At 60.7% G+C, this 14204-nt stretch carries 17 protein-coding genes; 11 read left to right on the top strand and 6 right to left on the bottom strand.

What is annotated here, in order from left to right; all coding sequences use genetic code 11:
- Nucleotides 1–232: 232 nt before the first annotated feature.
- The 4 genes from H7C18_RS06135 to H7C18_RS06120 all read right to left on the bottom strand — a co-directional run bounded on the left by H7C18_RS06135 (nucleotide 233) and on the right by H7C18_RS06120 (nucleotide 4638).
- Nucleotides 233–1153, bottom strand: coding sequence for a transposase (locus H7C18_RS06135; protein WP_238357513.1), 921 nt, complete (start codon nucleotides 1151–1153; stop codon nucleotides 233–235).
- Between the two features lie 319 nt (nucleotides 1154–1472).
- Nucleotides 1473–2495: an ABC transporter permease gene (locus H7C18_RS06130; RefSeq protein WP_337912992.1), complete on the bottom strand. Its 1023-nt coding sequence runs from the start codon at nucleotides 2493–2495 to the stop codon at nucleotides 1473–1475.
- A complete protein-coding gene (locus H7C18_RS06125; RefSeq protein WP_185128139.1) occupies nucleotides 2479–3477 on the bottom strand; it encodes an ABC transporter ATP-binding protein in 999 nt (332 codons plus the stop codon). The genes H7C18_RS06130 and H7C18_RS06125 overlap by 17 nt, the downstream gene beginning before the upstream one ends.
- A 3-nt stretch (nucleotides 3478–3480) precedes the next feature.
- Nucleotides 3481–4638: a COG1470 family protein gene (locus tag H7C18_RS06120; protein WP_185128138.1), complete on the bottom strand. Its 1158-nt coding sequence runs from the start codon at nucleotides 4636–4638 to the stop codon at nucleotides 3481–3483.
- Between the two features lie 207 nt (nucleotides 4639–4845).
- Between H7C18_RS06120 and H7C18_RS06115 the strand changes: the two genes are divergently transcribed.
- Both H7C18_RS06115 and H7C18_RS06110 read left to right on the top strand, forming a co-directional pair.
- Nucleotides 4846–5454 (top strand): RNA polymerase sigma factor, encoded by a 609-nt coding sequence (locus H7C18_RS06115; protein ID WP_185128137.1) that lies wholly within the window; start codon nucleotides 4846–4848, stop codon nucleotides 5452–5454.
- On the top strand, nucleotides 5444–6343 hold the full coding sequence (locus tag H7C18_RS06110; protein ID WP_185128136.1) for an anti-sigma factor: 900 nt from the start codon (nucleotides 5444–5446) through the stop codon (nucleotides 6341–6343). The genes H7C18_RS06115 and H7C18_RS06110 overlap by 11 nt, the downstream gene beginning before the upstream one ends.
- Before the next feature lie 18 nt (nucleotides 6344–6361).
- On the opposite strand, the gene mciZ is transcribed toward H7C18_RS06110, so the two are convergent.
- Nucleotides 6362–6520, bottom strand: a complete 159-nt coding sequence (gene mciZ / locus H7C18_RS06105; protein WP_185128135.1) for a Z-ring formation inhibitor MciZ — start codon at nucleotides 6518–6520, stop codon at nucleotides 6362–6364.
- A gap of 110 nt (nucleotides 6521–6630) precedes the next feature.
- On the opposite strand from mciZ, the gene H7C18_RS06100 reads away from it, so the two are divergent.
- The 4 genes from H7C18_RS06100 (at nucleotide 6631) to fur (ending at nucleotide 9687) form a co-directional block, all read left to right on the top strand.
- Nucleotides 6631–7203: an NUDIX domain-containing protein gene (locus tag H7C18_RS06100; RefSeq protein ID WP_185128134.1), complete on the top strand. Its 573-nt coding sequence runs from the start codon at nucleotides 6631–6633 to the stop codon at nucleotides 7201–7203.
- Nucleotides 7200–8399 (top strand): endonuclease Q family protein, encoded by a 1200-nt coding sequence (locus H7C18_RS06095; RefSeq protein WP_185128133.1) that lies wholly within the window; start codon nucleotides 7200–7202, stop codon nucleotides 8397–8399. The genes H7C18_RS06100 and H7C18_RS06095 overlap by 4 nt, the downstream gene beginning before the upstream one ends.
- Before the next feature lie 59 nt (nucleotides 8400–8458).
- Nucleotides 8459–9085 carry a stage II sporulation protein M gene (gene spoIIM, locus H7C18_RS06090; RefSeq protein ID WP_185128132.1) on the top strand — a complete coding sequence of 209 codons (627 nt, stop codon included), beginning with the start codon at nucleotides 8459–8461 and terminating at the stop codon, nucleotides 9083–9085.
- Between the two features lie 122 nt (nucleotides 9086–9207).
- Nucleotides 9208–9687: a ferric iron uptake transcriptional regulator gene (gene fur / locus H7C18_RS06085; RefSeq protein ID WP_185128131.1), complete on the top strand. Its 480-nt coding sequence runs from the start codon at nucleotides 9208–9210 to the stop codon at nucleotides 9685–9687.
- Between the two features lie 104 nt (nucleotides 9688–9791).
- Here fur and H7C18_RS06080 read toward each other — a convergent pair whose 3' ends face one another.
- A complete protein-coding gene (locus H7C18_RS06080; protein ID WP_185128130.1) occupies nucleotides 9792–10268 on the bottom strand; it encodes a redoxin domain-containing protein in 477 nt (158 codons plus the stop codon).
- 76 nt (nucleotides 10269–10344) lie between these two features.
- On the opposite strand from H7C18_RS06080, the gene H7C18_RS06075 reads away from it, so the two are divergent.
- The 5 genes from H7C18_RS06075 (at nucleotide 10345) to H7C18_RS06055 (ending at nucleotide 14165) form a co-directional block, all read left to right on the top strand.
- Nucleotides 10345–10791, top strand: a complete 447-nt coding sequence (locus H7C18_RS06075) for a MarR family winged helix-turn-helix transcriptional regulator (protein ID WP_185128129.1) — start codon at nucleotides 10345–10347, stop codon at nucleotides 10789–10791.
- Between the two features lie 111 nt (nucleotides 10792–10902).
- Entirely contained in the window at nucleotides 10903–11139 is a 237-nt protein-coding gene (locus H7C18_RS06070; protein WP_185128128.1) for a DUF4227 family protein, read from the top strand.
- Nucleotides 11140–11221: 82 nt separating this feature from the next.
- On the top strand, nucleotides 11222–12124 hold the full coding sequence (locus H7C18_RS06065) for a tyrosine recombinase (RefSeq protein ID WP_185128127.1): 903 nt from the start codon (nucleotides 11222–11224) through the stop codon (nucleotides 12122–12124).
- A 16-nt stretch (nucleotides 12125–12140) separates the two neighbouring features.
- Entirely contained in the window at nucleotides 12141–13316 is a 1176-nt protein-coding gene (locus tag H7C18_RS06060; RefSeq protein ID WP_185128126.1) for a phosphopentomutase, read from the top strand.
- A 24-nt stretch (nucleotides 13317–13340) separates the two neighbouring features.
- On the top strand, nucleotides 13341–14165 hold the full coding sequence (locus tag H7C18_RS06055) for a purine-nucleoside phosphorylase (protein ID WP_185128125.1): 825 nt from the start codon (nucleotides 13341–13343) through the stop codon (nucleotides 14163–14165).
- Nucleotides 14166–14204: the final 39 nt, after the last annotated feature.

Here is a 14204-nt window from a genome sequence, read left to right as displayed (position 1 = left end):
TAGCTCTGTACTTCAATCCGGCATCCCTGCCTCGAACCTGTTCCCAAATCCTCTTTTTACCGATATCCCGCTCGCTCAGAAAGCTTGCACCATCGAACCCTCTCGGATCTTTACTTGGAAATCCCGTTCGCTCAGGAGCGCTCGGACAGGCACAAGCTCTAAGGTGTGATCTACTGCTATATTGCGTGTAGTCCTGCTGCGCGCAGCATAAGTTTGCGCTTCGTGCCCCAAATTACCCGGCAACTACTCTCGATGCCGGATTCGCGGACCGGACAGGTCGGCTCGATCGACCAGCTGCGCGGCCTGTCAATTCCCGATACGTTGTCCGCGGGGTCGCTGCGCACCATTTCAACAAATCTTCGAACATCGATCGGTTTCTCTCGTTCCACCAATAGCAAAAATGGGTGATATACGCCTGCAAATGCTTAGGTCCGACGCCGCGAAACAACCAAGCCAGCCAATTGTCCAACGCTTCGCCGACGGACAATAACGCGCGGTCGTGTTCTTTACGCCGGCGGGTGATCGTCAAGTCGTTCCACGCTTCCGGCGCTACGTGCCGAAGCACAAAAGAAGCGGCAGAAGGCGAGGTTAAACGGTTTTTCAACAAGTTTTTGTCCTGTCTCTCGATCTTAATTCGTTCCAAATAACCGATCTCTCCGGCAGAAGCGGCGATCAGCACCGATTGTTCCTGAGGCTGCCAGTTCGAAATCCCCGCGAGCCGATAATAAATCGTCGTGTCGGTCACGCGAACGAGGCCTTCCAGCAACCGGCTGGCTTCAGCATGGCTCATCGCCGTACGCAGTTTATGGCAGATCAACCAGCTTGTTTTATAAGTAACGCCGATCGTCTCGGCAAGTCGAAGCGCGTTAATTCCTTCGGGGCGGCTGTGAAGGTAAATGGCTTGAAACCATAAATGCAAAGGCGTCCGCGTCCCCTGAAAAACAGTATCGACGATAAGCGAAGTTTGTTTTTTGCAATTGCGGCATTCAAAAAGGGGGAATCTTCTGGTGGAGATTACATAGGCGTGAGGATGTTCGCAGCGCGGGCAGCGGTAGCCGTCCGGCCATTTGGCGTCGTACAAAGCTTGGACGCAGGCTTCTTCACTATCGAGGAGACTGCGCAGCCGGTCGTTATCGATAGATCCAACGAACATTCCATCCACCTCGAATGCGAATATTTGTTCTTGTTCTCATTTTACCAAACATACGTTCTTATATCAATAAAAATTTCCATTTAGTTAATGAAAAATGTAAGGATTGTAGGGCTCCTGAGTGAACGGGATTTGGACGAAAAGAGGCAAATAGCACTTCGCCTGAGCGAGAGGGATATCGATTGAAAGGCGGAATAAGAGGGGAGGAGGCCCAGCCCTGAGCGAACGGGATATGGATGAAAAGAAGAAAAAGAACAAACGCCCGCATGAATAGAAAAAGCCCGGCCATTTGCAGCCGGGCGGGGAAGGACGTTCAAGGAAATCAGGAGCGAGAGCGGATCTCCTGCCGCATGAACGCGACGTAGGATGCGGCGAACGAAAGCGCCGTCTCGGCGATGATCGCGACGACTTGCGGCCAGACGAGCAGCAGGCTCTGTCCGAACGACAGCGGCGCATTGATCGCGAGGTAAGCCTGGTCCTGCGTGATGAACGGATTGAGTGTCCGCGTATCCGGAAGCAGGAGCGTCGAGGCGGCTTCCTGGAACAGATAGGCGGGGGAGATCCGGTTCAGCAGCATGAGCCAGTCCTGCTGGTTGATCACCGCGGCGGCGTTCGACGGATCGCTGGGTGCGGTGACGTTGCCGATCAGGTTGACGATCATGCCGTAGAACACGAGGAAAAAGATCCAGACCGCGATGCCGCTGAGCGCCGACGTTGCCGATTGGCGGAAGCGAACGGAGAACAGCAGCGCCAGATTGAGCCAGAGGCCGACGTAGATGGTCGTAATGATCAGCGTGACGAATACGCGCCAGAACTCTTCCGGCGTCGGCGGGTAGCCGATCGTGAACAGCCCCATTCCCATGACCAGGAAGCCGAGAGCGAACACCACGACGGCGATCAGCAGCAGCCCGGCGACGAATTTGGCGTTCAGGAAGTCGTCGCGGTAGACCGGCTGCGACATGATGCGGCTGAGCGTGCCTTTGTTGCGTTCGGAATTGACCGAGTCGAAGCCGATCGCAATGCCGATCAGCGGCGCGAGGAACGACAGGAACGTCAGGAAGTTGGGCAGCGAACCGTCCGATTCGGTGAACATTTTCAGGAAAAGGAACGAGGTATCGGTGCCGCCTTCCGTCGACTGCCCGTTCTTAAGCGCCGTGATGGAGGCATAGATGGAACCTGCGCAAGCGAGCGTTACGATCGCCAGCAGAATGACGAACCGCCAGCTGCGAATGTGATCTCCGAATTCCTTCTGGACCATGACCCAGAACGGAGAGGGCGTTCTTTCGACGCCGGAGGCCGACGTTTCGCGTGCCGGGCGGCGCAGTTTTTCAATGAACGCGGTCACGGCTGTCCCCTCCTTCGAAGTAGCGATGATAAATTTCGTCCAGACCGTAACGCATCGGTCTTAGACCCAGCAGCTCCGCGCCGCTGCCGACGATGACGGATGCGAGCTGCGGCGTGAAGTCCGCGGTTCCGGCGACGCGGACCGTGACGCTGCCCGCGTCGCCGGCAGCCGCGTTGTCTAGAGCGTCGGCGTCTCCGGAAGTGACGCCGGACACGTGCTCGATGGCGGCAATCGCGTCCGTCAGCTCCGGGGTCCAGCCGCGGATGTCGGCTTCGACCAGGCGGGTCGGGCCGCCGTCGAGCTCGCGGGACAGCGCGTCCAGGTCGCCGGAGGCGATCAGCTTGCCGCCGACGAACAGGCCGACGCGATCGCAAATTTGCTGCACCTGGTGCAGATGGTGCGAGGACAGCAGAACGGTGAGCCCTTCGTTGCGGCTAAGGTCCCGGATGAGCGTCAGTAGCTCGCGCACGCCTTCCGGGTCGATGCCGAGCGTCGGTTCGTCGAGGATGATCACTTCCGGCTGCTTGATCAGCACGTCGGCGAGGCCGAGGCGCTGCCGCATCCCGCGCGAATAGGCGCCGGTTTTTTTATGTGCAGCCTCCGACAGCCCGACTTTTTCCAGCATCTGCTCCGCCCGCACTCGCGCTTCCTTCGCGGGAATGCGGTTGAGGCGGGCAGTATACACGAGGTTGTCGAGCCCCGTGCGGTCCTCGTAAAAACCGACGTCGTCCGGCATGTACCCGACCCGGCGTTTGACCTGCATCGGGTTGCGCGTCGCGTCGATGCCGCAGACGGTCGCCGTGCCGGCCGACGGTTCCGTCAGGCCGAGCATCATCAGGATCGTGGTTGTCTTGCCCGCTCCGTTCGGACCCAGCAGGCCGAAGATTTCGCCGGCTCGAATCGACAGGTTCAAACCCGAGACCGCCGTGAACTCCCCGTACCGCTTGGTCAGACCGTTTAATTCGATAACCGCTTGTTCCATGGCTTAACGCCTCCCGTATTTGCGGAAGAGGAAGTAGATGCCGGCGAGCACGGCCGCGATGATCAGCACGCCGATCCAGCCCCAGAATACCGACGTCTTGACCGTCACGCGCAGCGCCGCGTCGGCCGACTTCTCCGCCGCTTGGGCGGTCACGCCGACGACATAGTCGCCGGACAGAGCCTTGCTGGACGACTTGATCGTGGCCGTTACCGGCTTCGACTCTCCGGGCTTGATCGAGGTAATCGTCTTCGGCTCGAACGTTACTTCCCAATCGGTCGGCGCGGTGGACGTCAGGCTGACATTGGTCAGGTCCGCCGTGCCCGTGTTTTGCACGACCATCTCGACGGTGCGCGTTCCTCCGGCGGTAACGTTGGCGCTGAGCACTTGGTCGCTCGTCGTCAGGTTAATGCCGTACGTTCCGGTGATAACGGCTTCCATCGTAGCGTCGGCGGAAGTGTTGCTGTTGGAAGCGTGTACAGGGATTTGATACGTTTGAGCGGCAGCTTTGTCGGCGGGCGTCAGCGTCAGCGTAATCGCCTGCGTCGCGTTCGGATCGATGTCGACGGCGGTGACGTCGTTGCCGTTCGCCGAGAACTTGGCGTCCCAACCAGCCGGCGCTTCGGCGGCCAGCGCATACTGCTGCTTGCTCGCCGTCCGGTTGGCAAGCGTCAGGTTATACGTGAACGTGGAGTCGCTGTGGCCCTGCATATTCGGCTGTTCCGCCGTCAGCTCGGTCTTGTAGGTGCCTTGCTCGGAGATGTTGATCTTCAGCCCGAGCGCTCCGAACGAGCCGGCGTTCAAAACGAGCTTGTAATTGCCTTTGCTAACCTCGAACGGCACTTGTACGCTGACGTTGACCGTCTGCGTATCGTTCGGCTTGATCGAAATCTCGTGGATCGGATGGCCTCCGGCCGTCAGATCCGTTTTCCAATCCGAGCTCAGCCCGCTGTAGCTTAAGTCGACGGTCTGGATCGAGCTGCTGTTGTTGATCAGATCGACATCGTAGGAAAGCGATTCGCCCGGCGCCGCCGACAGGTTCGTATACGGCGTGTACAGCTCGACGCCGCCTGCGGCGGATGCGGGCGCCGAGAAGGCGATAAAACTCACGGTCAGCATCAATGCGGCAATGGATGCCAAACTACTTTTCCAGATCTTCAACATGACTGAGGACCCCTCCCGAGGCGAGTAATTAGGTTTCATCCGGACTACGCGCCGGGATGGAAGGCGGATTTGTCGCAGAGTCGAAATTTCAGATAAAAGTTAGCTTAAAGCAACCTTAAAGGAACTTAAAAAACCGATCGGAGGTGTGTTCGCGAGCGAAATTTTCTGTTATGTATAGGGTACAAAAGCTCAAAGCGGGGGAACTTCATGCATGCGATGGCCCGAAACCATAACGAAGACATGGCGAAGTGGCTCCAGGAGATCGGCGAAGGCTCGACGGAAGCGTTCGACCGCTTCTATGAACGGGCGGTCGCCTGGCTGATGCCGCTCGCCTGCCGAATGCTGGAGGACCGGATGGAGGCGGAAGACGCCTGCCACGACGTGCTGCTGGCGGTGATCCGTCATCCGGAACGTTACGATGCCGTTCGCGGTTCGGTCGAAGCTTGGCTCGCGATTCAATTGAAGAGCCGCTGTCTGGACCGGCTGCGCAAACGGAGCAAGATCGTGCTTCGCGAGGACGCCGAGCCGGAGCGCGAAGCCGGCCGCCGAGGCCTGCCGCTGCCGGAAGAGACGGTTGTCGCTCGGATGGAGAGGGAGGCGCTCCGCGGCGCGATGCAGACCCTCTCCAATCCGCAGCGGGAGACGCTGGCCGCCGCCTACTTCTCTTCGCGGACCCAGCGCGAGCTCGCGGAAGACTGGCAGGTTCCGCTCGGCACGGTCAAGTCGCGGGTGCGCTACGGCCTTCATCATCTGAGGAGAGCCATGGCCCAGTTGGGTTGGGGCGAGCCGGAAGGAGATGGCGGACATGCGGAATGAGCCCTGCGGCGTAGCCGAAGAGAAATGGATCGATTGGCACGCGGGAAAGCTGGATCCCGAAGAAATGGCGCTGCTTCGCCGCCACCGGGACACGTGTTCCGCATGCGAGGCATGTTCTCGGCAATGGGAGATGTTGCTGGGCGGCGGGCCCGTTAGCGGAGATAATCGAACGACCGGGATATACGGGGAAACGGAAGGAGACAACGGTTGGACGCATTTGCGGCTCCATTCCACGCCGCGCTCTGAACTAACGGATATGCGGACAACGGAAAAGGCATATCCGCCCCCGTCTGCAACAAGCCGCCTGAAGCGCCGTCTGCGCACCGCGGTCGTCTGGTACGGCATCGGCCGCAAATGGTCGGCGAGATGGCGCGCGGCCGCTCAGCGACCAGCCTGGCTTACCCTAGCCGGGACCGGCGTCGCCCTCGTCTTGTTTGCCGGGCTACTGCTTGTCAACCGGAGCGGGGGAGAGTCGGGGACGGTCAGCCCGGAGCGCTACGCCGAACTGCACGAGCCGAACGGCGCGGCCGTCATGAGCCGGCCCGATACGGTCGTCTACAAGCTGGACCGCGGCTCCCCGGGCACGTCGGCGGATACAAAGGAGACGGTATGGATCAACGTGCGGACGCACGAGATGTTCCTGCTGCTCGAAGGCATGCTTCCTTCCGATTCGCTGGACGTCCAGGCATGGGCGCAATCCGACGGGGGCAATGCGAACCTGGGACTGCTTCAATTTCATCAGAATCAAGCCCATCTTTACTCGCGCAACGTTCGGCCGGAGCTGTGGAAGGCGCTCTTGCTCACAATTGAGCCGAAGGGCGGAAGCCGGCTGCCGACGACGCCGCAGACCGCTTCGATCCGGTTGAATCCGCAAGATTTGGCCGATTAGCCGTCCGTTGCCATTCGTTCAGGACCGACGCTTGGAGACAATCTGTCCGGCGGGGAGCAAGTCTTTGAGACGCGCTTCCCCGCCTCTTTGTTTTTGCTCCTGCCTGAGCGCGTACCGAATTTCCCACGCTTTTCCTACCCACTGAAGCCGATTTTCCGCGACGTACCGCTTGAGCATCCGTTTTTCCTCCTCTTTCCGCCGCCCGTATCGCTTGCTTTCCTCCGGACAAGCCTATATCGTTTACCTATGAGCCGAACGGCTTTTTCATGACAGGAGGGATTGGAAAAATGAGTGAATCCGACGCGACGAAGCATCCGTTCTATGAAGAGACGGTGTCTTCGCAGCCCATATATGGCGGCCGCATCATCTCGCTGCAGGTCGATACGGTCAAGCTGCCCGACGGGGAGACGGCCACGCGCGAGATCGTCAAGCATCCGGGAGCGGTCGCCGTCATCGCCATGCTGGAGGACCGCATGCTCGTCGTCGAGCAGTTCCGCAAGGCGCTCGAACGCGCGCAAGTGGAGATTCCGGCCGGCAAGCTGGAACCGGGCGAGGACCCGATGGAAGCGGCCGGACGGGAACTGGAGGAGGAGACGGGATACCGAGCGCGCACGATCCGGCATCTTCGCTCGTTCTCGACTTCGCCCGGATTTGCCGACGAGGTAATCCATCTGTATCTGGCCGAGGATTTGGAGCGCGGGGAAGTCCGTCTGGACGACGAAGAGTTTCTGACGTGCGAGGCGATCACGGCGGAGCAGGCCGACGATTATCTGGCTTCGGGCAAAATCTTCGACGCCAAGACGGTGCTGGCCGTCAGCTTATGGCGGAATCGAACACTGACGGGACAGTGGCGGGCATGACGAGCCTGCGGACCGTTTTTGCCGATCTGCATGTGCATATCGGCAGCAGCGATCGGGGAGAAGCGGTAAAGATCAGCGCCAGCCGGAACTTGACGTTCCGCTCGATCGCCCGCGAAGCGTCGGAACGCAAGGGCGTCGAGCTGGTCGGAGTTATCGACTGCCACTCGCCCGCCGTTCAGGAAGACATCGCGGCCTGCCTTGAGTCGGGCGAGATGGAAGAGGCGGCAGGAGGCGGAATTCGCTACCGCAACACCGTCATTCTGCTCGGGTGCGAGCTGGAGGTGATGGAACCGGGCGGCGGGCCGTTCCATCTGCTCGCCTACTTGCCGACAATCGATGCGATGCGGGGCTGGACGGCATGGATGATGCCGCGCATGAAGAACGTTCGGCTCAGCTCCCAGCGGATCCGCGCGACGGCCGGTGAAGTGCAGCGGGAGCTGCTGGCGCGCGGGGGCGTTCTCGTCCCCGCGCATATTTTCACCCCGCATCGGGGGCTGCTAGGCTGTTCCGCCGATCGAGTCGCGGATCGGCTGGACCCGGCCGGCGTCGCGGCGGTGGAACTTGGCTTGAGCGCCGACACCGAGATGGCGTCGGGTCTGAGCCAGCTCGACAGCTTCCCGTTCTTGACCAATTCGGACGCCCATTCGACCGGTATGATCGGCAGAGAATGCAACGAGCTGCGGTTGGCCGAACCGACGTTCGAAGAGTGGGTGCGGGCGCTGAGAGGCGAAGGCGGCAGAGGCATCGCGGCCAACATTGGACTTCATCCTCAGCTGGGCAAATACCATACCACTTATTGCGCCGCTTGCAAGACGCCGGTCGGCAGCGAGACGGCCGACGTCTGCCCTCATTGCGGCAGCGCCCGGATCGTACGCGGCGTCTCCGGCCGCGTCGGAGAGCTGACCGATCGCAACGATCCGGAAGCGGCCGTCGCCGGCCGGCCTCCGTACCGCGGGCAGGTGCCGCTGTCGTTCTTCCCCGGCGTCGGTCCGAAAATGCGGGAGAAGCTGCTCGCCGAGCTCGGAACGGAGATGAACGTGCTCCACCGGGCGTCGCCCGGCGAACTGGAGCGAGCGGCGGGAACAAGGCTCGCGGAGCTGATCATGGCAGCGCGCGAGGGAACGCTCTCGTTCGAGCCGGGAAGCGGCGGGAAATACGGGGCGATCGCGGTTTCGGCTGGCGGGCGTCGGGCATAATCGGGCCTTGTCCGACATACACATACCTTGATTCGGTAACGGACAAGGAGGCACCCGCCGTGAACGTACGCCCCTGGAATCTGTCGGCCCGCAACCATTTCAACCTCTATTTGTTCATCGGCGTGCTGCTGTTCTCCGGCGCGGTGTTCGGCGCGCTGCTCGTCAACGCCCTGACGCTCGACCAGCAGCAAAATTTGGCGGACGAGCTCAAAGGCTATTGGACGACCTTCGGGCATCCGGCCCAGCTGGACGCCGGGGAAGCGTTCAAGGAACGCTTTTGGCTGTATGCGAAGTGGCTAGGCCTGATCTGGCTGCTTGGCTTAACGGTCGTCGGGCTGCCGTTCGTGCTTGCCCTCGATTTTCTTAAAGGCGTACTGCTCGGCTTCGCGATCGGCCTGATCGTCCGCGAGCTGGCGTGGAAGGGAGTGGCCGTGTCGATCGTCGCCCTCGTTCCCCAGAACGTGCTCATCGTGCCGGCACTGTCGATCGCCAGCGTATCGGCAGCTCGCTTCGCCCACTACGTATTCCGCGAACGGTTGTACCTGCGCAAAGGCAAGCTGCTTCCGCCTTTCCTCGCCCATACGACCGTCGCCGTCGTCATGCTGCTGATGCTGGGCGCGGCGGCGATGTTCGAAGCTTACATCACTCCTTTTCTGCTGCAGCGGGTTGCCCCTGGAGTCGCATAAGCCTCGGACCGGCGCTTCTAGAGTCGAATCCGCCCGGATCTTCGCGTTTTCCCGTTTGACTTCCCAAACGGCCTCCCCCTATAATGGAACCAAGTGCGCCGTGCGGCCGGAGGGGGAGAACGATGGAAGCCCGAATCGAGAAAATCAAGCAGCAGCTTCAATCCCAGGGCTACAAGCTGACCCCGCAGCGGGAGGCGACTCTCCGGGTGCTGCTGGAGAACGAAGAGGATCACTTAAGCGCGGAAGACGTCTTCATGCTGGTGAAGGACATCGCGCCGGAGATCGGACTCGCTACCGTGTACCGGACGTTGGAGCTTCTCAGCGAGATGCATGTCGTCGAGAAGCTGAATTTCGGCGACGGCGTGGCGCGGTACGACCTTCGGACGGAGAGCAACAAGCATCATCACCACCATCTGATCTGCGTCCAATGCGGTCAGGTGTCCGAGATCATGGAAGATTGGCTGATTCCGCTGGAGGAGAAGCTGGAGCGGGAATACGGCTTTACCGTTCTCGACCACAGGTTGGACTTCCAGGGCATCTGCGCCAAATGCAATGCCAAAGCGGCGGAAGCCGGCGGCGAGGACCGGAACGGGAACGCCTGAGATTATTAATGAAAAGGGATGCCTGAAAGCTCGCGCGTTCGAGCTCAAGGCATCCCTTTCTTGGTCTGCGGCCGGCAAAAGCGATGGATCCGTGCGCCGAACGTTTAAAGCAGCGTACGGATCGAGCTTTCGATCCGCTCGGGAGTGGCGGTCGGCGGGAAACGCTTGACGACGCGGCCATCGCGGTCGACGAGAAATTTGGTGAAGTTCCACTTGATCGTTTTCGATCCGAGAAAGCCGCGTTTGACATTCGTCAAATGCCGGTACAGCGGGTGGGCGCCGGGTCCCTTGACGTCGATCTTGGCGAAGAGCGGAAAGGAGACGCCATGATTCAGCTCGCATGCCGCCAGGATCTCGTCGTTGTTGCCGGGCTCTTGGCGAGCGAACTGGTTGCTGGGAAAGCCGAGTACGGACAGTCCTTGGTCCGCATACTGTTCGTGCAGCTTCTGCAGCCCTTTGAACTGGGGAGCGAAGCCGCATTGGGTGGCCGTGTTGACGATAAGGAGAACGCGGCCGCGATAGTCCGCCATCGACTGCTTCTGACCGCGAATGTCGCTTACTTCGATGTCGTATAGGCTCACGATATTTCCCTCCCGTTTCTCATATGATACAATTAAATTGTATAAAATTTAATTTGGTTGTCAAGAGGAGGACCTCATGGACGACGAAGATTTGCTGAAGCTGGACAATCAAATCTGTTTTGCCGTGTACGCCTGCGCCCGGGAGATTACGAAGCTTTACCATCCGCTGCTTCAGCCTCTCGGCCTGACGTATACGCAATATATTGCGCTGCTGGCGCTATGGGAGAAGGACGGCGTTACGGTGAAAGAGCTCGGCCGCCGTCTGTATTTGGATTCGGGAACGCTGACCCCGCTGCTCAAAAAACTGGAAACCTCCGGTTACCTGACAAGAACCCGAGATCCCGAGGATGAGCGGAACGTGCGGATCGAGCTGACTCCTCAGGGCAGATCGCTCAAGCGGCAGGCTTGCGCGATTCCGGAGAAGCTGTTCGTCCAAGCCGGCGTCACGGCTGAAGAAGCCGCGAACGTTCACGGACAGATGATGGAGCTGCTGCGCCGAATTCATCGCCAGGATGAAGCTTAACGATACAACAAATTAGCTATAGGGCGAACCGGATGCGTTTCGCGGCCTGCATGAACGACTCCTTGTCCGCATAAGGTGGGGTATCGGCGTTATGCGGACGGGGGGATCGCCATGGGAGACGGAAAAGGAAAATGGTGGGAAAGGCTGCAGTTCACGCTTCTGTTCCTCGGGCTGACTGTCGGCGTTCATCACGTGTTCGGGTGGATGGCCGGCTTGCTCTCGCCGCTCGATCCGTACAAAATTCCGGAAGGCAACGCCGCCAAGGTATTTCAGGCGGGAGAAGGGGAACGGCTTCCTCCGTCCGAGATTGGCGATCGGCTGAAGCTGTTCTGGTGGCTGGGCGAATAAAATAAAGGATTCGGCGGCGAACGCGTGGAACCTTATAGACGAACCGTTCCAACGCAACGAACGTAGAGATGGGAGAGCCGCCATGAAAGAGTTGTTGCCGGATTTTATGCGGCATTTGCGCGACGACCGGGGGCTTGCCGCGAATTCGCTGGACGGTTATCGCCGGGACTTGGAAGACGTTCTCGCGGAACTGGAGCGGCTCGGAATCACGGACCCGCAGCGGGTGCAGCCGCAGCACTTGACCGCCTATTTGCGGAAAATCCGCAGCCAATCGCGCTCGAACGCCACCGTGCTGCGCCGCCGGGCTTCGATCCGCGCATTTTTCCGCTATTTGCAGGACGACCGGTTGATTCTGCACGACCCGTCGAGCCGGTTGGAGGCGCCCAAGCCTGAACGCAAGCCTCAGCGGGCAATGTCCGAGGACGATATCCGCAAACTGCTGGAATCGCCGAATACCGATACGCCATCGGGCGTTCGAGACCGGACGATGCTGGAGGTGCTGTATGCTTCGGGACTCCGGGTATCCGAGCTGCTGGCGCTCGATCTGGAGCATGTCCGGACAGAGCTTGGTCTCATTGTCTGCGTCGGTCCGGGCGGCAAGGAGCGGATGGTGCCGATCGGTTCCTTCTGCGTCGAATGGGTGATAAAATACATACAGGAAGCGAGACCCTGCCTAACCCGGGAGGACAAGCCCGATCCGGCGCTGTTCCTCGGCCATCTGGGCACAAGAATGACAAGGCAAGGCTGTTGGAAAAAAATCAAGGAACTCGCGCGGGAAGCCGGAGTGGACGAGACGATGACGCCGCATACGCTGCGCCGGTCGTTCGCCGCGCATCTGCTGTCGGGCGGAGCGGATCTCCGCTCCGTCCAGGAGATGCTCGGCCATGCGGCGGCCGCCAGCACGCAGGCCTATCAGCCGACGGAAAAGCGTCGGCTGAAGGAAGTCTACGATCGGGCGCATCCGCGAGCGCGCGAGAAGGAATAGGGGGCTGGAGACCAACATGGCTTATCGTCGCATCGCCGTCATCGTTCTGGACAGCGTCGGCATCGGGGAGTTGCCCGACGCCGCGCGTTATGGAGACGCGGGCTCGCACACGCTCGGACACATTCTGTCGAGCGTGCCGGGTCTGTCACTGCCGAATTTGCGGCAGTGGGGACTCGGCAACATCGCGCCGCTCGGCGACTGGAAGGAAGAGCCGGTCCCGCTTGCCCGCTACGGCAAGATGGCCGAGGTGTCGGCAGGCAAAGACACGATGACCGGCCATTGGGAACTGATGGGACTGAAGCTAACGACTCCGTTCCGGACGTTCCCGAACGGTTTTCCCGACGAACTGCTGAAGGCGTTCGAGACGGAGACCGGACGGAGCTCCATCGGCAACAAGCCGGCTTCGGGTACGGCGATTTTGGACGAGCTCGGCGAAGAACAGATGAGAAGCGGTTCCTGGATCGTCTATACGTCCGCCGACAGCGTGTTTCAGATCGCGGCACACGAAGAGGTCATTCCGCTCGAGGAGCTTTACGACGCCTGCCGGGTGGCTCGGCGTCTCACGCTTAAGGACGAGTTCTCGGTGGGACGAGTCATTGCCCGTCCTTACATCGGCAAGCCGGGCGCGTTCGTCCGCACGCCGAATCGACACGACTACGCGTTGAAGCCGCCGCAGCCGACGGTGCTTACCGCGCTCAAGCAGAGCGGGCGCGAGGTCGTCGCGGTCGGCAAGATCAACGACATTTTCAGCGGGGAAGGCATTACGCGAGCCATTCCGACGAAGAGCAACGACCACGGCGTCGAGGTGACGCTGGAGCAGCTGGGCCGTCCGTTCGAGGGTCTGCTGTTCACCAACCTGGTCGACTTCGACTCGCTGTACGGGCACCGGCGGGATCCGGCGGGCTATGCCGCCGCTCTTGAGGCGTTCGATCAGGCGCTGCCTCGCCTGGCGGAACGTCTCGGCCCGGACGATCTGCTCATCGTAACCGCCGACCACGGCAACGATCCGACGCATTCCGGAACCGACCATACGCGGGAGTACGTGCCCTTGCTCGCTTACAGCCCGGCGATGGCCGGCGGGGCTTCGATCGGCGTGCGCCCGACGTTCGCCGATTTGGCGGCGACGATCGCCGACAACTTCGGGGTGAAGGGAACGGGGAACGGCACGAGCTTTCTAAGCTTGATTCAATAGAACATGAATGGGGAGAGATCGGACTTGGCACACGCTAGCAAGCAAATTATCGAAGAGGCGGCGGCCTATATCGCGTCGCTTACGCCGCTGCAGCCGGAGCTGGGGCTTATTCTCGGCTCCGGCTTGGGCGTGATCGGGGACGAGATGGAAGAGGCGGTGACGATTCCGTATGCGGACATCCCTCATTTTCCGGTGTCGACGGTGGAAGGGCATGCCGGCGAACTCGTCGTCGGCCGCCTTCAGGGCCGGGTCGTTGCGCTGATGCGCGGACGATTCCACATGTACGAAGGCTATGAGCCGGAGCGGACCGCTTTGCCGGTACGCGTCATGAAGCAGCTGGGCGCGAAGGCGCTGCTCGTGACGAACGCCGCGGGCGGCATCAATCTTGACTTCGCCTCCGGCAACCTGATGCTCATTTCCGATCATATCAACCTGACGGGCCGCAATCCGCTCGTCGGTCCTAACGACAATGCGCTCGGCGTCCGGTTCCCGGATATGTCCGAAGCCTATTCCCGCCGCCTGCGCCAGGTCGCCAAGGAGACGGCTGCCGAGCTGGGCGTGCCCCTGCAGGAAGGCGTCTACGTCGGCCTGCTCGGGCCCAGCTACGAGACGCCGGCGGAGATTCGCATGCTGCGCGCGCTCGGCGCCGACGCGGTCGGCATGTCCACCGTGCCGGAAGTGATCGTGGCCCGCCACAGCGGAATGGAAGTCGTCGGAATCTCCTGCATTACGAATATGGCGTCAGGTATTCTCGACCAGCCGCTCTCGCACGAGGAAGTGATGGAGACGACGGAACGGGTCAAATCGCAGTTCGTCTCGCTCGTGCTGGCGCTGCTTCCGAAGCTTTAGACTGCCGGCGGCGAGACGCAACCGTTACGGGGAGGGAAC

Source organism: Cohnella zeiphila (genome assembly GCF_014212055.1).
GTDB classification, from domain to species: Bacteria; Bacillota; Bacilli; order Paenibacillales; family Paenibacillaceae; genus Cohnella; species Cohnella zeiphila.
This window is presented reverse-complemented; position numbering and strand designations above follow the sequence as displayed.